This is a genomic window from Bradyrhizobium sp. (genome assembly GCF_016219575.1).
In the GTDB taxonomy this organism is placed as follows: Bacteria; Pseudomonadota; Alphaproteobacteria; order Rhizobiales; family Xanthobacteraceae; genus Bradyrhizobium.
Window position 1 is genome coordinate 194,214 of record NZ_JACRMG010000029.1, and the last position, 19,764, is coordinate 213,977.

At 65.0% G+C, this 19,764-nt stretch carries 20 protein-coding genes and 1 pseudogene; 16 read left to right on the forward strand and 5 right to left on the reverse strand.

The features are described 5' to 3' along the window. The first annotated feature begins 105 nt into the window (after positions 1 to 105). The 6 genes from HZB49_RS23525 (at position 106) to ilvC (ending at position 5,190) form a co-directional block, all read left to right on the forward strand. Entirely contained in the window at positions 106 to 1,089 is a 984-nt protein-coding gene (locus tag HZB49_RS23525) for a threonine dehydratase (protein WP_291615676.1), read from the forward strand. A gap of 124 nt (positions 1,090 to 1,213) precedes the next feature. Beyond that, positions 1,214 to 1,768 (forward strand): acetolactate synthase small subunit, encoded by a 555-nt coding sequence (gene ilvN, locus HZB49_RS23530; protein WP_291615678.1) that lies wholly within the window; start codon positions 1,214 to 1,216, stop codon positions 1,766 to 1,768. Positions 1,769 to 1,771: 3 nt separating this feature from the next. Next, positions 1,772 to 2,467, forward strand: coding sequence for a class I SAM-dependent methyltransferase (locus HZB49_RS23535; RefSeq protein WP_291615680.1), 696 nt, complete (start codon positions 1,772 to 1,774; stop codon positions 2,465 to 2,467). Positions 2,468 to 2,504: 37 nt separating this feature from the next. After that, on the forward strand, positions 2,505 to 3,410 hold the full coding sequence (locus HZB49_RS23540) for an EamA family transporter (protein ID WP_291615682.1): 906 nt from the start codon (positions 2,505 to 2,507) through the stop codon (positions 3,408 to 3,410). A 7-nt stretch (positions 3,411 to 3,417) separates the two neighbouring features. Then, entirely contained in the window at positions 3,418 to 4,020 is a 603-nt protein-coding gene (locus HZB49_RS23545) for a LysE family translocator (protein WP_291615684.1), read from the forward strand. A 150-nt stretch (positions 4,021 to 4,170) separates the two neighbouring features. After that, positions 4,171 to 5,190: a ketol-acid reductoisomerase gene (ilvC, locus tag HZB49_RS23550; protein WP_291615686.1), complete on the forward strand. Its 1,020-nt coding sequence runs from the start codon at positions 4,171 to 4,173 to the stop codon at positions 5,188 to 5,190. 323 nt (positions 5,191 to 5,513) lie between these two features. Here the strand turns inward: ilvC and HZB49_RS23555 are convergent, their stop codons facing one another. After that, complete coding sequence (locus HZB49_RS23555; protein ID WP_291615688.1) at positions 5,514 to 6,614, reverse strand: DUF2336 domain-containing protein; 1,101 nt, start codon at positions 6,612 to 6,614, stop codon at positions 5,514 to 5,516. 334 nt (positions 6,615 to 6,948) lie between these two features. Here HZB49_RS23555 and HZB49_RS23560 point away from each other — a divergent pair, with 334 nt between their 5' ends. Then, positions 6,949 to 7,806, forward strand: coding sequence for an SDR family oxidoreductase (locus tag HZB49_RS23560; RefSeq protein WP_291615690.1), 858 nt, complete (start codon positions 6,949 to 6,951; stop codon positions 7,804 to 7,806). 89 nt (positions 7,807 to 7,895) lie between these two features. Then, positions 7,896 to 8,138 (forward strand): hypothetical protein, encoded by a 243-nt coding sequence (locus HZB49_RS23565; RefSeq protein ID WP_291615692.1) that lies wholly within the window; start codon positions 7,896 to 7,898, stop codon positions 8,136 to 8,138. Between the two features lie 7 nt (positions 8,139 to 8,145). On the opposite strand, the pseudogene HZB49_RS23570 reads toward HZB49_RS23565, so the two are convergent. Continuing rightward, positions 8,146 to 8,767 (reverse strand): annotated as a pseudogene (locus HZB49_RS23570) (hypothetical protein). Between the two features lie 107 nt (positions 8,768 to 8,874). On the opposite strand from HZB49_RS23570, the gene HZB49_RS23575 reads away from it, so the two are divergent. The 3 genes from HZB49_RS23575 (at position 8,875) to HZB49_RS23585 (ending at position 13,273) form a co-directional block, all read left to right on the forward strand. Beyond that, positions 8,875 to 9,570, forward strand: a complete 696-nt coding sequence (locus tag HZB49_RS23575; protein WP_291615694.1) for a TetR/AcrR family transcriptional regulator — start codon at positions 8,875 to 8,877, stop codon at positions 9,568 to 9,570. 169 nt (positions 9,571 to 9,739) lie between these two features. Further along, positions 9,740 to 11,452, forward strand: coding sequence for a sulfatase-like hydrolase/transferase (locus HZB49_RS23580; RefSeq protein ID WP_291615696.1), 1,713 nt, complete (start codon positions 9,740 to 9,742; stop codon positions 11,450 to 11,452). A gap of 42 nt (positions 11,453 to 11,494) precedes the next feature. Continuing rightward, positions 11,495 to 13,273 carry a sulfatase-like hydrolase/transferase gene (locus HZB49_RS23585; RefSeq protein WP_291615698.1) on the forward strand — a complete coding sequence of 593 codons (1,779 nt, stop codon included), beginning with the start codon at positions 11,495 to 11,497 and terminating at the stop codon, positions 13,271 to 13,273. Positions 13,274 to 13,382: 109 nt separating this feature from the next. Here the strand turns inward: HZB49_RS23585 and HZB49_RS23590 are convergent, their stop codons facing one another. Both HZB49_RS23590 and HZB49_RS23595 read right to left on the reverse strand, forming a co-directional pair. Beyond that, positions 13,383 to 14,942, reverse strand: coding sequence for an ABC transporter permease/substrate-binding protein (locus tag HZB49_RS23590; RefSeq protein ID WP_291615700.1), 1,560 nt, complete (start codon positions 14,940 to 14,942; stop codon positions 13,383 to 13,385). Continuing rightward, the gene (locus HZB49_RS23595) at positions 14,939 to 15,724 is read right to left on the reverse strand and encodes an ATP-binding cassette domain-containing protein (RefSeq protein ID WP_291615702.1); all 786 of its coding nucleotides are present in this window, start codon (positions 15,722 to 15,724) and stop codon (positions 14,939 to 14,941) included. Before HZB49_RS23595 ends, HZB49_RS23590 begins: the two co-directional genes overlap by 4 nt. A gap of 130 nt (positions 15,725 to 15,854) precedes the next feature. Here HZB49_RS23595 and HZB49_RS23600 point away from each other — a divergent pair, with 130 nt between their 5' ends. The 4 genes from HZB49_RS23600 to HZB49_RS23615 are packed head-to-tail and all read left to right on the forward strand — an operon-like array spanning position 15,855 to position 18,080. Then, a complete protein-coding gene (locus HZB49_RS23600; RefSeq protein ID WP_291615704.1) occupies positions 15,855 to 16,241 on the forward strand; it encodes a BlaI/MecI/CopY family transcriptional regulator in 387 nt (128 codons plus the stop codon). Continuing rightward, positions 16,238 to 16,438 (forward strand): hypothetical protein, encoded by a 201-nt coding sequence (locus HZB49_RS23605; RefSeq protein WP_291615706.1) that lies wholly within the window; start codon positions 16,238 to 16,240, stop codon positions 16,436 to 16,438. The genes HZB49_RS23600 and HZB49_RS23605 overlap by 4 nt, the downstream gene beginning before the upstream one ends. Positions 16,439 to 16,467: 29 nt before the next feature. Then, positions 16,468 to 17,292 (forward strand): ABC transporter ATP-binding protein, encoded by an 825-nt coding sequence (locus HZB49_RS23610; RefSeq protein ID WP_291615708.1) that lies wholly within the window; start codon positions 16,468 to 16,470, stop codon positions 17,290 to 17,292. Beyond that, entirely contained in the window at positions 17,292 to 18,080 is a 789-nt protein-coding gene (locus HZB49_RS23615) for an ABC transporter permease (RefSeq protein ID WP_291615710.1), read from the forward strand. The genes HZB49_RS23610 and HZB49_RS23615 overlap by 1 nt, the downstream gene beginning before the upstream one ends. A 74-nt stretch (positions 18,081 to 18,154) precedes the next feature. Here the strand turns inward: HZB49_RS23615 and HZB49_RS23620 are convergent, their stop codons facing one another. Continuing rightward, positions 18,155 to 19,072, reverse strand: a complete 918-nt coding sequence (locus HZB49_RS23620; protein ID WP_291615712.1) for a hypothetical protein — start codon at positions 19,070 to 19,072, stop codon at positions 18,155 to 18,157. A gap of 260 nt (positions 19,073 to 19,332) precedes the next feature. Between HZB49_RS23620 and HZB49_RS23625 the strand changes: the two genes are divergently transcribed. After that, positions 19,333 to 19,620 (forward strand): hypothetical protein, encoded by a 288-nt coding sequence (locus HZB49_RS23625; RefSeq protein WP_291615714.1) that lies wholly within the window; start codon positions 19,333 to 19,335, stop codon positions 19,618 to 19,620. Positions 19,621 to 19,764: the final 144 nt, after the last annotated feature.

Consider the following 19,764-nt stretch of genomic DNA (forward strand, 5'->3'; position numbering starts at 1 on the left):
CGCGAATCCGACTCCTGCCGAATTCGGCGAGACAGCCCCTCACCCCAACCCTCTCCCCGCGAAGAGCGGGGCGAGGGAGCTCACCGCCGTTGCCGAGGCAGTCTCATGTTTGATCTTGCCGAACTGGAGCACGCGCAAAAAATCGTCGGGGCGGCAATGCCGCCGACGCCGGCGCATGGCTGGCCGCTGCTGGCACAGCGGCTCGGCACCTCGGTCGTGGTCAAGCACGAGAACCACACGCCGATCGGCGCCTTCAAGGTGCGCGGCGGGCTCACCTATCTCGACCGGCTGAAGCGCGAGCAGCCCGGCGTGCCCGGCATCATCTCGGCCACCCGCGGCAATCACGGCCAGAGCCTGGCGTTCGCGGCGAGCCGCGCCGGTATTGCCGCGACCATCTACGTACCGCATGGCAACTCGGTCGAGAAGAACCGCGCCATGCAGGCCTTCGGCGCAAAGCTGGTCGAGCATGGCGAGGACTTCCAGGCGGCGCGCGAGGAATCGATGCGTCACGCCGAGCGGGCAGGGCTGCACATGGTGCCGTCCTTCCACCGCGACCTCGTGCTGGGCGTTTCGACCTATGCGCTGGAGCTGTTGCGCGCCGCGCCCGACCTCGATGTCATCTACGTGCCGATCGGGCAGGGCTCCGGCATCTGCGGCTGCATCCTCGCCCGCGACCTGCTCGGCCGCAAGACCGAGATCGTCGGCGTGCAGTCCACGGAGGCGCCGTCCTATGCGCTGTCGTTCGCGGCCGGCAAGGTGGTGAACACCAACAGCAGCAACACGCTGGCCGACGGCATGGCAACCCGCAATCCCGACGCTGACGCACTTGCCATCATCCTGAAGGGCGCCTCCCGCATCGTGCAGGTTACCGACGACGAGATCGGCACCGCGATCCGCGCCTACTGGACCGATACGCATAATCTCGCCGAAGGCGCCGGTGCGGCGGCGCTCGCGGCCGCGCTGTCGGAAAAGAACAAGCTCGCAGGCAAGCGCGTCGGCCTGATCCTGAGCGGCGGCAACATCGATTTTGATCTGTTCCAGCGATGGGTCGGAACGGATGTCACGCCCGGTCAACGGGCGGTGGCCTAGATACCGGTAGGAGGCGTCATGGCCGGGCTTGACCCGGCCATCCACGTCTTTCCTGCCGCCGAGAACGAAGGACGTGGATGCCCGGGACAAGCCCGGGCATGACGAAGAGAGACAAGGGACGACAATGAACCAGCCCGCCAACCAGCCGGCATCCGCCTATTTCCTCGAGGATCGCCACGATCCGAACGAGACGCACACGCTCTCGATCCTGGTGCAGAACGAGCCCGGCGTGCTTGCGCGCGTGATCGGCCTGTTCTCGGGGCGCGGCTACAACATCGACAGTCTCACGGTCTCGGAAACCGAGAGCCAGAAACATGTCTCGCGCATCACCATCGTCACCACGGGCACGCCGATGGTGATCGAGCAGATCAAGCACCAGCTCGACCGCATGATCCCGGTGTTTCGCGTCGTCGACATGACGCTGACCGGCCGCTCGATCGAGCGCGAGCTTGCGATGGTGAAGGTGCGCGGCGGCGGCGACCATCGCGTCGAGGCGCTGCGGCTGGCGGATGCGTTCCGCGCCCGCGTGATCGACGCCACCACCGAAAGTTTCGTGTTCGAGATCACCGGCGCGTCCTCGAAGATCAACCAGTTCATCGACCTGATGCGTCCGCTCGGCCTTGTCGAAGTGTCGCGCACCGGCGTCGCCGCAATCGGGCGCGGGCCGGAAGGGATGTAACGCATGCTGGCGCGCGACTGGTACTATACCGAGCGGCGGCGTCGCGGCATCGATTCCGCGGTCGCCTCGCTCTATGACCGTCACGACAACAGCGACAGCCGCGCCAACGCCGCGCTGACCATGCTCGGCGTCAGGAAGGGTTGGCGCGTCGCCGACATCGGCTGCGGCAACGGCGTACTGGCCTGCGAGGCGGCGTCCATGGGTGCCGAGGTCGACGCCATCGACATTTCACCCGCCATGCTCGCGCTCGCCGATATCCTGGCGCGCGACCGAAAGGTCAAGATCCGCACGCAGTTTGCGGGGCTGCTCAGCTTCGCCTACCAGCCGAATTCATACGACCTGATCGTCAGCGAATTCGCGCTGCATCATCTGCCGGATTTCTGGAAGGCGGTGGCGTTGTCGCGCATCTTCAATGCGCTGAAGCCCGGTGCGAATTTCTATCTGCGCGACATCGTCTTCGTCGGCATGCCCGACGGCGTCGAGCGCGACGTCGAGGGCTGGGCGGATTTCTCCATCAAGAACCACGAATTCGATCGCGAAAGCGTCATCACCCACATGCGCGACGAATATTCGACTTTCGCCTGGGTGATCGAGAAGATGCTCGCCGATGCCGGTTTCCAGACCGTATCGGTCGACTATCACGCGCCCCTTCACGGCACCTACCTCCTGCGAAAACCGAAAGCCGGCGAACAGAGCTGAACAAGACCAACGCAGCCCCGGATAACAGAACCAACAAATGAAGCCGGCCGATATCTTAATCGCTGTCCTGGTGGCGGTGATCTGGGGGCTTGCGTTCGTCGCGAGCCGGATCGCGCTCGACGAGTTTTCGCCGGAGCTGATGACGGCGCTGCGCTTTGCCGTCGCCGCCATTCCCTGCCTGTTCGTGCGCAGGCCCGAAATATCCTGGCCGCTGCTGATCGCGATCAGCCTGTCGCTGTTCCTCGGCCAGTTCCTGACTCAGGCCTATGGCATCGCCCACGGCGTGCCGGTCGGGCTGTCCAGCGTGATCGTGCAGAGCCAGGCGCTGTTCACCATCGCCTTTGCCGCTGCTCTCTTCCGCGAAATGCCGACGCGGATGCAGACCGCCGGCATCGCCATCGCCACGATCGGCCTCTTGATGATCTGCGGCACGGTCGGCTACGACTTCAGTGTCGCCGCCTCTGCCGTGCTGATGATCTCGCCGGTCAGCTTTGCGGTCGGCAACCTGTTGCTGCGTCGCGCCCAGCATGTGCGGATGTTCGATCTCTTCGCCTGGCTGTGCCTTGCCGCCGCCGTGCCCCTGTTCGCGCTGGCGCTGGTAACCAACGGACCGCAGCCGACCTGGCATGCGCTCGGTCACATGTCGCCGACAGGCCTTGCCTGCTTGATCTTCCTCGGCGCCGTGTCGACCAGCATCGCCTATTGGCTGTGGGGCCGCCTGTTGCGCGACTATCCGGCAGCCACGGTCGTGCCGTTTGCGCTGCTGGTTCCGTTCGTCGGTTCGGCGGCTTCCAGCATCGTGTTCGGCGAGACCTTCGGCCCGCTGCGGCTTGCCGGCATGGTCACTGTGGTCGGCGGCATCGCCGTCATGCTGCTGGCCAGGCGCCCGCAGGCGCTGCCAAAGCAAGACCTGCCAAAGCAAGACCTGCCAAAGCTCGCGTGAGGCGCCGATGTCGAACTCGCTCTTTGTCGCCTTCCTGATGTTTGCGCTGGTGATGTTCTTCACCCCGGGGCCGAACAACATCATGCTGCTGTCGTCGGGCCTCACCTACGGCTTCCGCCGCACCCTTCCGCACATCGCGGGCATCACCGTCGGCTTCGCCTTCATGGTCGCCGCTGTCGGCCTCGGGCTCGGTACCATCTTCATCGCCTATCCCGTGCTGCAAACCATGCTGAAATATGCCGGCGCCGCCTACCTGGTCTATCTCGCCTGGCACATCGGCATGGCCGAGCCGGAGGCACCCGAGCAGGACAACAGAAGCGGCCCCATGACCTTCTGGGGCGCAGCCATGTTCCAGTGGGTCAACGCCAAGGGCTGGGTGATGGTGATCGGCACCATCACCGCCTATGCGGCCATTGCCAGTTTCCCCTGGAACATCCTGATCCAGACCGTGATCAGCCTCGCCATGGGAGCCGTCTCCACCGTGGTCTGGGCCCTGTTCGGCACGGCGCTGCGGCCGGTGCTGACCTCCCGGACGGCGGTGCGGGCCTTCAACATCGTGATGGCCCTGCTGCTTCTGGCCTCGCTCTACCCGGTCTTCATGGACGCATGATGCCGCACCGCGCCATGCATAAACGGGTTTCCCATAGCTTCCAAAATGCTCTAGACAACGGCCGGAATTTCGCGGGCGACCCGGCGGTTTTGACCCTCCCAAAAGCCTGATTCATCGGCCGATTTCCGGCCCACCCAAGAGGAAACGACTATGCGTGTTTACTACGATCGCGACGCCGACCTGAACCTGATCAAGGGCAAGAAGGTCGCCATCGTCGGCTATGGCAGCCAGGGCCACGCCCATGCGCTGAACCTCAAGGATTCCGGCGTCAAGGAAGTCGCCATTGCGCTGCGCAAGGGTTCGGCCTCGGCCAAGAAGGCGGAAAACGCCGGCTTCAAGGTGCTGGAAGTCGCCGAAGCCGCCAAATGGGCCGATCTCGTCATGATGCTCACCCCGGACGAATTGCAGGGCGACATCTACCGCGAGCACCTGCACGACAACATGAAGAAGGGTGCGGCCCTGGTGTTCGCCCACGGCCTCAACGTCCACTTCAACCTGCTCGACCCCCGCGCCGACCTCGACGTGCTGATGATCGCCCCGAAGGGCCCGGGCCACACCGTGCGCTCGGAATATCAGCGCGGCGGCGGCGTGCCCTGCCTGATCGCGATCGCCAAGGACGTCTCCGGCAACGCCCATGATCTCGGCCTGTCCTACGCTTCCGCCATCGGCGGCGGCCGCGCCGGCATCATCGAGACCACGTTCAAGGAGGAATGCGAGACCGACCTGTTCGGCGAGCAGGTGGTGCTCTGCGGCGGCCTGGTCGAACTGATCAAGGGCGGCTACGAGACCCTGGTCGAGGCGGGCTACGCCCCCGAGATGGCCTATTTCGAGTGCCTGCACGAGGTGAAGCTGATCGTCGACCTGATCTATGAAGGCGGCATCGCCAACATGAACTACTCGATCTCCAACACCGCCGAATACGGCGAGTACGTCACCGGCCCGCGCATCATTACCGACGAGACCAAGAAGGAGATGCGCAAGGTGCTGGCCGACATCCAGGGCGGCAAGTTCGCCCGCGACTGGATGCTGGAGAACAAGGTCAACCAGACCTCGTTCAAGGCCACCCGCGCCAAGCTCGCCCAGCATCCGATCGAGGAGGTCGGCGCCAAACTCCGCGACATGATGCCGTGGATCAAGAAGGGCGCGCTGGTCGACAAGAGCAAGAACTAAGGCCGACACGAAGTCTTAAACGTTAGACGGCATATTGGGGCGGGATCGTGCAAGCGATCTCGCCCGTTTGTTTCTTGAAGTGATTTCTCCGCCACGCCGTTCAGGGCGTCGCGCATCAGCCGGAACAAAGAACTGAGACTTCATGCACATTCTTGCTGTGAAGCTGTTCGCGTGATTTCTCGAATCCAAATAGCTGAGCGCTTTCCGAGTCGAAGCCCGATCCCTTCAACTGTATTCTCGTGCGCCGGCGCAGCGCCGAATCTTCATCCGGCGCGTGACCCTTCCCAAGCGTTGAGAGCTAAACCAAATTCTTGCGTGCCGCCTCACGCGGCCGTCGTGCCGGGCTTCTCGATCCGGTTATGCAGCTGCCAGAAGCGCACGGTGCGCTGGGCCGTCTCCGCCGACAGCCGTCCATAGTCGCGGTGGGCCTGCCAGATCGTCCGGTCGTCGATCTTCGTCACCGCCGGCCGGTGGCGCAGGATGCTCTCGACCACCATCCAGTCGAGGCCGGCGGACTTGCAGGGGATCAGCAGCAGGTCGGCCCTCGTGCCTTCCATGACCCGCGCCATCAGCGCGGTGGGGACATCGTTGAGTGCGGCAAGTGCAGCGGCGACCTCGTCGAACTTGCCGCTCCCGACGAACTTGACGATCGCGGCCTCGTCGAGCTCGCCCAGCTCCTTCATCAGCTTGACCAGCTGTTCGGCGACCGAGAAGTCGCGGGCAGGCTCGGGCTCCTCCTTGGCGATGGTGTCGAGCACCCGGCGGATTTCCTCGGCCACCGACGCAGGCGCAATCGCCATCAGCCGGTCGCGCACGGCATCCTTGGCGCGGCGCAGCAGGTCGCGCAGGAATTTGACGGGCAGGTCGACGCGAAGGCCGAGCACCTGGATCAGCTCGTCGTCGCCCTCGGCATGTGCGACCATGCCGGAATAGCCGGTTTCCGAGAAGCGGGCGCTGGCATTGTTGGCCAGCCGCCGGATCACCTTGTCCTCGCCGCGGTCGACGATCACGTCGGTCACGGCCTCCGGCAGGTTGGCGCGCGCCGAGATTGCCAACAGATGATCCTGGCCCTTGGTGCTGGCGATCCTGACCAGCGCCTCGGTGCCGAGCCGGCTGGAATTGGTCAGCACGTCGCCGGCGACCTCGATCTCGTCGTCGAAGGCGAGATGCTGGATCACCTCGAAGGGGGCGTAGTCCACTGGCGCAAGGCGCCTGGCGAGCTCGGCCCGCGCCCGGGTCTCGACCCGCGCGATCAGGAAGCAGAGCACGTCGTCGAACACCCTGACCTGTTCGTCGTTGAGCCGTTCGCCGTCATGCAAGAACAGATCGGTCACCCGCCGGAGCGTGGAGATACGTTTGGCCGAGGAACCGCCGGAGACGGCGTCCTCGAGCTCGGAAATGATGGAATGAGCGGGCTGTTGCACCTGGCAGCCTTTGTTGATCTTGGCCTCTTTGCCCGGACCATCGCAGCGCCAGTCTTACGCGTGCGTTAAGACCGGAACCCCGTGGAATTACATAAAGAAACGCACGCTTAACGTGCGATTGCGCCACTGCGCGATTCTTTAATCAAAGGAACGAAGCGTTAACCGAACGGCCTGGGCGCCCGCTCGGGAAGCAGGCCTGCGATCCTGTGCAGCGCGCGGGCGTTCCGGTAGCGCCTGACGAGGGCTGCGCCCCGCGCGTCGCCTTTCAACCGGGTGTCACTTGCGGAAATCCGTGACGAGGCAAATATGCTATCCGGACAGAGGGGAACAAAGCATGAAATCGGTCGTCGTCACCGGTGCGTCCACCGGCATCGGCTGGGCCAGCGCAAAACTGCTGCTGGACAGGGGCTTTCACGTGTTCGGCAGCGTCCGCAAGCAGGCCGACGCGGAACGGCTCAAGAGCGAGTTCGGGGCCAATTTCACGCCGCTGATTTTCGACGTCACCGACGAGCCGGCCGTGCTGGCGGCGGCGCGCCAGGTACGCGAGGCGCTGCACGGCGAGAAGCTCGCCGGCCTCGTCAACAATGCCGGCATTGCGGTGACGGGCCCCGTGCTCGGGCTTTCCGTGGACGATTTCCGCCGCCAGATGGACGTCAACGTGATCGGCCCGATCATCGCGACGCAAGCCTTCGCCCCGCTGCTAGGCGCCGACGCATCGCTGAAGGGCCCGCCGGGGCGGATCGTGATGATCTCTTCGGTCGCCGGCAAGAACGGCAATCCCCTGACCTCGGCCTATGTGGCGTCCAAGCACGCCATCGAGGGGTTTTCGGAGAGCCTGCGCCGCGAGATGATGCTGTTCGGCATCGATGTCGTCATCATCGCGCCCGGACCGGTCAAGACTCCGATCTGGAGCAAGGGGCAGGAGGCCTTTGACATTTCCCGCTACCAGAACTCGCCCTATTTGCCAGCCCTGCAGAAGGTCAGCGCCTTCATGCAGCATCTCGACGCGATCGCCTTGCCGCCGGAGAAGATTGCGCAACTTGTCCTGGATGCGCTGACCTTGCCGAAGCCGAAGGTGCGCTATCACATCGCGCCCGACACGATGCGTTACTTGCTGGCGGCCGTGCTGCCCAAGCGCGCCATGGACAGGATCATCGCGAAGCGTATCGGCCTGCTGCCGCCGGAGACGTGAGCGCGCAAATCCCAGCATCGGCAAGAGCCGGATTCCTGCTGAAAAATCCAGCGCGAGGCGCTGTGCAACAATGCTCGACTGGAGCGACGATGACGATTGGAACGAACAAGACGGAACTGACGCGGCTCGCCAACGAGGCGTTGCGCAGCCAGCCGGGGTGTGGGACGGCGCTCGTCCCCGACCTTCAATTGCTGGCGAATGCCCGCAGCGGACGCAACTGGGAAATTCCCAACGTCGTCCTCGGTGAAAGCCTCATCAGCGATGTCGACCGTGCGGTGATCACCGTGCACCATCAACTCGGGCGCAGGTTTCACCTTCTCCTGGACCGGTGATACCCCGCTATCCCGCCCGTGCCGGCCGCGGCGAGGCCTTCGCCGCCATGCTGACCATGCGCAGCACGAACACGGCGACCAGCGGAATCAGGAACAGCGCATAGAGCGGCATGTCGGGGATGCGCTTGCCGAAGCTCACCATGAACTGGAACAGCAGGTAATAGCCGCCGGTGAGGTGCAGCACGCGCCAGGCGCGCACCCAGCGCCTGCGCGGTGCGGTCGAACGAGGTCGCCGTCATCGCGATGATGAAGGCATAGCCGATGCCGCCGAAGATGTAGGACGCAGCCGAGGTTGCCGCCGCATAGCCCGCGGGGTCCATGATGGCGAAGCTCGCGATGGCCAGCGCGTGCAGGCCGTGCGAGGCGGCGAAGCTGACGCCGAGATAGCGGCGGTTGCGGCGCTGCCAGCGCGTCCATGCATTCGGCCACAGCCTTGCCAGCGCGGCGGCGGAGAAGGCGAGGCAGAACAGCAGCAGCGAGGTCCGCGCCGTGAAGCGGATCACCATGCGCACGCCCTCGACCTCGAAGCCGCGCATGCCGGCAATCCAGATACACAGCGCCGTCAGCGTCAGTGCGAGCACGGCAAACAGCCGCCAGCCTTCGAACCAGTCCTGCCGATATGCCGTCATGATCCACCCTCCCTGAATGTAATCGGTAGTTACATCGGGGTAGGGCGGAACGGTCAAGCATTGTAATCGATGCTTACATTCACGAGCCGGTGATGCTAGGAAACGCCATGCGACGAGTCCCCAGACCCTCCGGGTCCAAGCGCGGGCAGGCCAAGCCGCGGGCACCCGGCGCCCGCCGCGCGCCTGCCGGGCGGCCCTACCACCATGGCGACCTGCGCCGGGTGCTGGTGGAGGCGGCGTTCGAACTGGTCGGCGAGGGCGGGGCCGAGGCCGTCAGCGTGCGCGAGGCGGCCCGGCGCGCGGGGGTCTCGCCGGCGGCGCCGTTCCGCCATTTCGCGAGCCGCGATGCCCTGCTGGCGGCGGTGGCCGAGGAGGCGCAGCGGCGATTCCGGGCCGAGATCGACAGGGCGCTTGAACAGGCCCCCGCCGGGGATCCGCTGCAGCAGTTCCGATGCGTTGGGCTCGCCTATCTGCGCTGGGCCATGCGCAACCCGACCCATTTCGAGGTGATTTCCAGCCGCCGTTTGTTCGACCACGACGGATCGGCCGCGGTGTCGTCAGACAATGCCGGGGTGATCGGCCTGACCGAGCGGATCCTCCAGGAGGCCCACGCCGGGGGGCAGATCGGGACCTCCGACCTGAAGCAGGTGCTGATCGCTGGCCGTGCGCTGGTCTATGGCTATGCCCGGATGGCGATCGACGGCCACTTTCCGCGCTGGGGCGTGGCCGACGGGGAGGCTACGGCGGAGGCGATCCTCGACCTCTTCATGTCCGGCATCGCGCGGCGTTCCGGCCACAGTTGAGCGCGGAAACCTGCCGCGCCGAAGGTCTGACGAGGCAATTCATTGCCTGTTCATGACGTTTCAACTACGATTTTGTGACACGCTGTGAAGACCGGCCGCAGGTGTTGCCTCCTGGCCTCCGCCAGCCAAGGCCTTGGCATTGCACCGGATCGTATTGCGTCCCCATCCCATGGCGCCCGCGCCGGATTCCGGTCCTTCCGCTACCACCGTCGTTACGCGCGGGATCGCCGCCATTGGTTTCTGGCGGCTGTTGGCGGTCGCCATGCCGCATCTGGCGGCACTCGGCATCATGCTGCGGACCGAAACCGATTTCGGCTCGCGCACCGCCTTCCTGCTCGCCTGGGGCATCCTCAATTTCTTCTTCATCGCCTGGCTGCGCCGACCCGCTTTGTCGGGCGCCCTGTCGCTGACGCTGGTCGTGGTGCTGGTGCTGCTGTCGCGGCTGAAGCACGACATCGTGCAGATGACGGCGAATTTCCTCGACCTGATCCTGATCGACCGCGACACCGCGGCGTTCCTGTTCACGATCTTCCCGAACCTGCGCTGGAGCGTGGTACTGGCGGCCGTCGTCATCCTGCCGCTGATGTATGCGCTGTGGTGGCTGGATCCGTTCCGCATCCGCCGCCTGCCGGCCGCGGCCGGGCTGCTGGCCTGTCTTTCCGCGCTGACGGGCTACGCCGTGATCTGGCCGGACGAAGCCTGGCACGGCTATTACAACGAGGGCTATCTCTCGAAATTCGCACTGTCCGGCGTGTCGGCCGTTGCCGACTTCTCCAGCCACGGCTTCATGCAATCCGATGCTGCGCTGGCGGAACGGCTGAAGATGCCGCTGGAGGATTCCTGCCAGGTCGCCGGCCGCCGCCCCCACATCATCATGATCCATGACGAGTCCAGCTGGGACATCCGTCAGGCCCAGGGCGTCAAGGTGCCCGCCGGCTACGGCAGCCACTTCAAGTCCTTCGACGGCAAGGAACGCAAATTCCTGACCGAGAGCAGCGGCGGCGCCAGCTGGCTTGCGGAATACAACGTGCTGGCCGGGCTGTCCTCGCGCTCGTTCGGCCGCTTCTCCTATTTCGTCACCCGCATCGCCTCCGGCCGCGTCGAGCGCGGCCTGCCGATGGCGCTGCGCCGTTGCGGCTACAACACCGTGTCGCTCTATCCCGCCTATGGCGCCTTCATGAGCGCGCGCGGCTTCCACACCACGACCGGCATCCAGCACTTCCTCGACGCCCGGGATCTCGGCGCCAAGGGCATCGAGCCCGACAGTTTCTTCTACGACAAGGCGGTCAGGCTGATCGCCGGGCAGCCGGCCAAGACGCCGCTGTTCACTTACGTCTATCTCGCCGCCAATCATTTTCCGTGGGGTACGAAATTTCGCCCGGACCTGCTGCCGTCGTGGCGCGCGCCCGGCAACACGCCCCCGGTCGACGAATATCTGCGTCGGCAGGCGCTGAGCGCCGAGCAATACAGGAACTTCCTCGCCGAGCTGAAGAAGAAGTTTCCCGACCAGCCGTTCCTGATCGTGCGCTATGGCGATCACCAGCCGGAATTCTCGTCGAACCTGCTCGACCCCGGTCTCGATCAGGCCAGCGTCGCCCGCAAGTTCGACGGTTACGACCCCAGATACTTCACGACCTACTACGCCATCGACGCCGTGAATTTCCAGCCGGTGAAGAGCCCGGTGGTGATGGACGCGATCGAGGCGCCCTATCTGCCGCTGGTGGTGCAGGAAGCCGCCGGCATTCCGCTCGATCCCTCCTTCGAGGAACAGAAGAACATCATGCTGCGCTGCAAGGGCCAGTTCTACACTTGCAAGGACGGCGTGGAGGCGCGACGCTTCAACCGCCTGTTGATCCAGGCGGGTTTTGTGAAGAACCTCTAGAGCATGATCCCGAAAAGTGGGAACCGGTTTTCGGACAAGGTCATGCTCAAACAAATGACCAGAGGTGAGCTATTGTCGGAAACCGCCAAAGCCGAGGCGGGAAGGGGAGCCGGCCGCACCCGGGGCTGGCGGAACCGGATCGGCATTGCCTGCATCGCGGCGCTGCACCTGGCTGCGCTCTATGCGCTCCTCACCACCGAATTCGGGCCGTTCGCGATCACGCTGGCGGTCCTCGCCTGGCTGTTCGCCAATTGCCTGCTGCTGGTGTTCCTGCCGCGGCCGGGCATCGCGGCGGCGCTGTCGCTGCTGGCAATCGTCGTGCTGATCGCGTTGTCGCGCTTCAAGTACGACATCCTGCAGCTCTCGATCACCTTCCTCGATTTCCTCATCATCGACCGCGACACCTTTTCCTTCCTGCTCTCGGTCTTCCCGCGGCTGAAGCTGCCGCTGCTGTGTGCGGCCATCATCGCCGTCCCGGTGCTGTGGCTGATCTGGCGCACCGATCCGTTCCGCGTCAGCCGCAAGGTATCGCTGGCGCTGCTCGCCTTCGCCACCGTGGCGATCTCGGGAATGGCGATCGCCGTGCCCGAGCAGCCCTGGGAGCCCTTCCAGGGCATCAACCACATTTCCAATCTCGCGCGCTCCGGCGTGGTCGCCGCGTCGCGGCTGACCTCGACCGGATGGATCGAGGCCGATCCACCCTCGCAGCCGCGGCTGCCGCTGGCGCGCGGCGCACATGCCTCCACGCCGACCGCGCTTCCGCTGCCGGCGGCTTGCGACGCGTCGGCGAAACGGCCGCACATCATCATGATGCTGGACGAGTCGAGCTTCGACGTCACGGCCGCGCCCGGCATCAAGGTCCCCACCGGCTACACCGACTATTTCAAATCCGTCGACGGCAAGCAGCGCACCTTCGTGGCGGAGGCGACCGGCGGACCGACCTGGTACACCGAGTTCAACGTGGCGACCGGGCTGTCGGCGCGCTCCTTCGGCGATCTCAAGTTCTACGTCACGCGCATCGCCGCCGGCCGGGTGACCCGCGGCCTGCCCGGCGCGCTGCAGCGCTGCGGCTACAAGACGGTCTCGCTCTATCCGACCTATGGCGATTTCCTCAGCGCCCGCGCCTTCCAGAAGGCGCTCGGCGTCGAGCAGTTCATCGACATGGCCGAGATGGGCGTCAACGAGGACATGCAGCCCGACAGCTTCTACTTCGATCAGGCGCTGAAAGTCTTCGCGCGCGAAGTGCCGTCGCGCGCGCCGGTGTTCATGTTCCTGTATCTCACCGCCAATCACTTCCCCTGGACCGACGTCTACAAGCCGGAGCTGACGCCCGACTGGAAGCCGCCGGGCAACACGGAAGAGATCGACGAGTATATCCGCCGGCAGACCGTCACCGCGCGCGACTACGGCGAATTCGTCGCGAAGCTGAAGCGGGATTATCCGGACGAGTCGTTCCTGATCGTCCGCTTCGGCGATCATCAGCCGAACATCTCGCAAAAGATGCTCGAGCCCGGTGTCGACCGTGCCCATCTGGCCAGGCAGGTGATGGCCTTCGACCGCCGCTATTTCTCGACCTATTATGCGATCGACGCGGTGAACTTCCAGCCCAGGGACCTGTCAACGGCGCTCGAGAAACTGGACGCTGCCTATCTGCCGATCGTGATCCAGGATGCCGCCGGCGTGCCGCTCGACCCGTCCTTTGCCGAGCAGAAGAACATCATGCTTCGCTGCAAGGGCGTCTTCTACACCTGCAACAAGGGCGCCGAGGCGCGCCGCTTCAACCGCATGCTGATCGACGCGGGATTGATCAAGCGGCTGTAGGGAATCTCTCCTTCGTCATGGCCGGGCTTGACCCGGCCATCCACGACTTCGTCACTGCGGAAAGAAAGACGTGGATGCCCGGGACAAGCCCGGGCATGACGCGGATAGGTCAGTGCTTCCCCACCTTCTCCCACAGCCATCGCGCCACCGCATCCGGCGATGATGACGCGTCGTTGCCTGCCGCGCGCAGATTGGCCTCGCGCATGGTGGCGATATCGATTCTGCCGAGCAGGGGCTGCAGCGCGGCCTTCAGTTTCTCGTCGCCCGCGCGCTTCGGCGCCAGCAGCACCATGGCGTCGTAGGGCGGGATCGCGCGCCTGGGATCGTCCAGCGCGACGAGATCGTATTTCGCAATCAGCCCGTCGCTGGTGTAGCCCGCGATCACGTCGACCTCGCCCGAGGCAACCGCCGCATACATGAAGTCCGGCTGCATGGTCCGCTGGCTGCGGAATGAAAGCCCATAGGCCTTTTGCAGCGCCGCCCATTCCGGCCGCGAGAAGAATTCGTAATCGGCGGCAATCGACAGCGCCGGTGCGCGCGAGGCGAGGTCGGCGATGCCCTTGATGCCGAGCCCGGCCGCGCGCTTGCGCGGCATCACCAACGCATAGGCGTTCTCGAAACCGAGCTCGCCAAGCAGGGTTATGTCCCGCTTCGCCAGTATGGCCTTCAACTCGGCAAGCAGCTCGTTGCGCGGCTTGATATCCGTGCGGTGAAACTGATTGGCCCACAGCGTGCCGGAATAGTCGACATAGACGTCGATATCGCCGGATGCCAGCGCGTCGAAGATCACGTTCGAGCCGAGCCCTTCGCGCGAGGTCGCGGACAGCCCCGCCGCGCGCAGCCGCTGCGCCACCAGCGCCGACAGCACGTATTGCTCGGCAAAGGTCTTTGCGCCGACGACATAGCTCGACGAGGATCGTGCCATCGCCGGCACCAGCGTCGCCGCAACCAGCGCGGCAATGCCGGCGCTGCCGAGCGCCGCGCGCAGGCGGCTGCGGTTGCGCAATCCGCTCTCGATCAGCGCCAGCAACTGGTCGACCATGAGCGCCAGCGCGGCGGCGGCGATGCAGCCGAACAGCACGAACACCCAGTTCTGGGTCTGCAACCCCGCAAAGATGTAGTTGCCGAGGCTGGTCTGGCCGATCGGCGTCGACAGCGTCGCGGTGCCGATCACCCACACCGCCGCGGTGCGGATTCCCGCCATCATCACCGGCAGCGCCAGCGGCAGCTCCACCATCGCGAGCGATTGCCGCGGCGTCATGCCGACGCCTTGCGCGGCCTCGAGAATGGCGGCATCGACGCCCTGCAAACCCGTAATCGTGTTGCGCAGCACCGGCAGCATGGAATAGAGCGCCAGCGCCAGCACGGCCGGCAGGAAGCCGAAAGCGGAGAAGGCAAAGCCGAACCAGGACAGCGTGATCGCGGCCAGCGCCAGCAGCAGCGGATAGAACAGCGCGAGCAGCGCCAGTCCCGGCACGGTCTGCACGATGCTCGCCAGTCCCAGCAGCGCGCCGCGCAGGATGGGTCGGTGACGTGAAAGAATCGCCAGCGGCAGGCTGACCGCAAGGCCTAATGCCAGCGCGGTGATGCTGACGCGCACATGATTGCCGAGATAATCCGGCAGATGCGCCAGCGCCTCGCCCCAGCGCGGATCGGAAAGCAGGCTCATGCGCCGCCCCGCGGCAGCCGCTCGTTGAGCCGTTCCGCCTGCCGCCGCGGCGTGCGCAGGAGCTCGCCGACGTAAGGATCGCGGCTCGCGGCCAGCTCCGCCGGCGTGCCCTGCGCCAGAAGCTTGCCCGCGCGCATCACCGCGATGCGGTCGGCGAGCAGGATCGCTTCCGTCATGTCATGGGTGATCATGACCGTGGTGAGGCCGAGCTTGCCGTGCAGCTCGCGATAATCCTCGCCCAGCGCATCGCGGGTGAGCGGGTCGAGCGCGCCGAACGGCTCGTCCATCAGCACGATGCGCGGTCGCGCTGCCAGCGCCCGCGCCACGCCGACGCGCTGGCGCTGGCCGCCGGAGAGCTCGTGCGGCATCCGGTCGCGATAGGGCGCGCGCTCCAGCCGCACCAGATCGAGCAGTTCGTCGGTTCGCGCGGAAATGTCCCGTGCGGCCCAGCCCAGCAGCTGCGGCGTGATGCCGATATTGCCGGCCACGCTCATATGCGGAAACAGCGCGCCGCTCTGGAAGACATAGCCGATGCGTCGCCGCAGCGAAATCGGATCGGCCGCGCGCACGTCCTCGCCCTCGACGGTGATCGTGCCGCCGTCGGCCTCGATTAGCCGGTTGGCCAGCCGCAGCAGCGTGGTCTTGCCCGAGCCCGAGCCGCCGACGATGGCGACGAATTCGCCCCCGGCGACCTCCAGCGACACGTCGTCCACCGCCACCACGCGCCCGCCGTCGAAGCGCTTTGCCACCTTCGCATAGGCAATCAGGGACGTGGCGGACATTCCATTGGCCTCAACCGGGCTCGATCCACGGGCATAGTGGCCGTTCCCGGCAGAATTGTCATTGCGGGACGGGGCTCCGTATGCGACGCTCTGTAACACTACGGAAAGCCGCACATCGCAAGGTAGCACCATGGACGACAGCCTGCCCGAACTCGGAGACCTCGAGCGCGAGGTGATGCAACTGGTTTGGGCCCACGGTCCGGTCACGGCCGAGGCGGTGCGTGAGCGGCTGTCGCGTCCGCTCAAGGAATCGACGGTGCGCACCGTGCTGCGCCGGCTCGAGGAGAAGGGCTACACGACGCATACCGTCGAAGGCCGCACCTATGTCTATCTCGCGGCCGAGGAGCGCGGACGGGTTGCTGCAAAGGCCGTGCAGCGCATCGTCGACTGGTTCTGCAACGGTTCGGTCGAGGAGGTCCTGGTCGGCATGGTGGACCGCGCCATGCTCGACCAGAAGCAGCTGCGGGCGCTCGCCGACCAGGTCGCGCGGGCCAAGGCGAAGGGGAGGAGAAAATGATTCTGGCGATTCTTGCGGAGTCGGCGCTGCGCTCCCTGTTGCTGGGAGGCGTCGTGTGGATTGGCTTGAATCTTCTACGGGTGCGCAATCCTCATGTGCACATGACGTGCTGGCTCGTGTGGCGGCGCGGCGCAACGAATGCCGGCGCCGGCGACGCGTTGCAGCGCCGCGTTGAACTTGCCGCCGGTAACCGCTAAGGCATCCTCCCGGGCAATGGGAGGATCAGGTGGCAGCGGCAGAGCCGGCGGCGATTGCGCTCGATGACGCGACGGTGGCGTTTCGTCTCGCCGATTCCCGCCTCTATACCGCGGTCGAGAAGGCGCGGCTCACGGTGGCGAACGGCGAGTTCGTCGCCATCGTCGGCCCGACCGGCTGTGGAAAATCGACGCTGCTCAATGTCGCGGCGGGGTTGCTGAAGCCTGCGTCCGGGCAGGTGGCCATCTTCGGCCAGCCGCTGACCGGGCTGAACCGCGACGCCGGCTATCTCTTCCAGGCCGATGCGCTGTTTCCCTGGAAGACCGCGATCGACAATGTCGCCATCGGGCTCGAGATCACCGGCGCGCCGCAGCAGCATGCGCGGCAACGCGCGCAGGCCTTCCTCACCTCCGTCGGCCTCGGCGGCTTCGGCAACCGCTATCCGCACATGCTTTCCGGCGGGCAGCGCAAGCGCGTCGGCCTGGCGCAGGTACTGATCCGCGATCCCAGGATTCTGCTGATGGACGAGCCGTTCGGTCCGCTCGACGCCCAGACCCGGCAGATCATGGGCAATCTGCTGCTGGAATTGTGGAACGCCGACCGCAAGGCGGTGCTGTTCGTCACCCACGACCTCGAGGAAGCGATCGCGCTGGCCGACCGCGTCGTCATCATGTCGGCCGGCCCCTCCGCGCGCATCATCGGCGACTGGCGGGTGCCGCTGGCCCGCCCGCGCGATATTTCAGAGGTGCGCATGGAAAAGGAGTTTCACGAGCTGCACCGTGAGATCTGGAGCGTGCTGAAGGACGAGGTGATGAAGGGCTACGCGCAATCCTCGGAAGTCGCGGAGGCGGTCTGATGTCGCGCCCCGTGCTCCTGCTGTGCCAGTTCGCCGTCGCCGTCGTCGCGCTGGCGCTGTGGCAATTCTTCGCCACTGTGCCGGTGTTCGGAAAAGTCCTGTTGCCGCCGTTCTTCTTCTCCACGCCGATCGATGTCGCCGAGCAGATCGTCAAGTGGTTCTCCACCGGCACGATCTGGAAGCATCTCGTCATCACGCTCTGGGAATCGATCCTCGCCTTCACGATCGGTTCGGCGCTCGGCGTGCTCGTCGGGTTCTGGTTCGCGCGCCAGCCGCGGATTGCCGCGATCTTCGATCCCTATGTGAAGATGGTGAACGCGCTGCCCCGCGTGGTGCTGGCCCCGATCTTCACGCTGTGGCTGGGGCTCGGCATCTGGTCCAAGGTCGCGCTCGGCGTGACGCTGGTCTTTTTCATCGTGTTCTTCAACGTCTACCAGGGCGTCAAGGAAGTCTCGCCCACCGTGCTCGACAACGGCCGCATGCTCGGCATGAACGACCGGCAGTTGATGCGCCATGTCTACTGGCCGTCGGCGCTGTCGTGGATGTTCTCCTCGCTGCACACCTCGGTCGGCTTTGCCGTGGTCGGCGCCGTCGTCGGCGAATATCTCGGCTCGGCCGCCGGCCTCGGCTACCTGATCCAGCAGGCCGAAGGCATCTTCGACGTCGCCGGCGTGTTCGCCGGCATGTTCGTGCTGTCGGCCTTCGTGCTCCTGATCGACTATGGCGTGACGCTGGTGGAACGGCGGCTCCTGGTGTGGCGGCCGGTGTCGACCGAGGGCAGGGGGTAATCGGCCTTGGGCCAAAACCTGACCCGGCAGCACCTGGAGGAATGTTGCCTGTTGGCAGGACGCGAGCGCCGCAATCATGGAATTGACGGCCGCCTCCGATGCGCGATTGCCGGCTCCAGAAGAACGAGATTTCGGCGTGCCTTTCGCGTGTCGAGCGCGACGATGGCATGACCTTGAGCGGAGAATGCCAGACCTTCCGGCTTTCCTTCCAGATCGCCTAGCTGCCAGGAATCAAGCAATGCAGCAGTGCCGCCACCTGCCGGAAGACCATCGAGCCGAGCAATTGTGGAGGATTTGTCGCTGAGCAGATAAACGCATCCATCCGGACCTATTTCGAGGTCGCTGAAGTCGGCGCAGGTTTTTGCCAGCGTCTTGTCGGGAAGCCACATTGCGAGAGCTACGAACCGGTGATGCCCTTTTTTGATCGGCCACGCCCGGCCTTCCGCCAGGGCGCCGCGAACCAGGCCCCTCGACGGCGAATGCGGCGGGCCGAACTCGATGAACGCCGCCGGCTTCTTTTCCTTGGCGACGAGCAAATTGCCCCCGGGCAACAGCACTGCGCCTTCACCGCGCGATCCCTTCGGGTCGGACCACGCGCGCGCAATCCTTCCCCGCCCTTCCACCACGAGATCGATCGATGCGACGACCTTCAGCGCGTTGGGATCGATGAACTCGGCACGCGGAGGCGTTTCCTGTAGCAACAGAACGCGCCCGAGGCCGTCGGCGCAGATAGCCTCGATCTGGGGATCATGCTTGGGAAGCATCGAACCCGAAAGCTTCGCAATGCTCTTCTTGCGCCATTCAATTGGGCCCTTGTCGTCCTTCGACAGCGCGAACCATGCGACCTTCGCCACTCTGTCGCCAACCGCGATCAGGAATTTCCGACCGTTGCGGTCGCGACGCAGGGAAATGCCTGAAACCTCGCGAAGTGGTACATCGACCACGCGGCGCACCTTAAGTCGGTTCTTGTTCGACCTGCTGCTTCTTGCCACGGGCCCCAGCCCCTCCAGAGATCAAGGAAGCCGTACCATCTTCGACGGGTGATTTCGACGTCGTCTCCGGGTCAAGGTGCAGCTTATGCTGCCGGTTGGACCCTTGATCTGTATCAAACCAGCTCCAGCAAGACCTGTCGCAGAGTATCAGCTCGGTGCCGAGTCAGGGGCGCGTCACTCGATAGGCGATCATCGAGAACGGAACCGGAATTGCCGCAAAAGCTTGTCAGCACAACCGAGCATATTACCGGGAGATCAATATGGAGCAGATTCTGATCAATCTCGCTGCAGGAGCCCTTGGCGGCCTTGGAGCAGGCAAGTCATCTTCCACATTTGATCTTGGTACGGCTGGAAATATCGTTTCTGGCCTGGTGGGAGGCGGGCTGCTTGGGCAGATCGCCACCTTGTTGCTGCCCTCTGTCTTGGCGGCGGCACAATCCGGAAATATGAGTATGAGCGGTGTTGTTTCGCATGCGGTCGCTGGCGGTGCCGGCGGTGCCATACTCACCGCGATCATTGGAGCCATCAAGAATAGAACGGCTGCCTGAGTCTCGGCACAGCAACCGGTTGCAGATGACGCCAGAACGGCCTTCGTGCGGCGGCTTGCCGTCAGCCGTGCGGAGGACTGCTTGCTGCAATGGAAGCGGCGGTTTGGATTGCGGCGGCGGCGCTACTCTCTCCTTCTCTCCAGC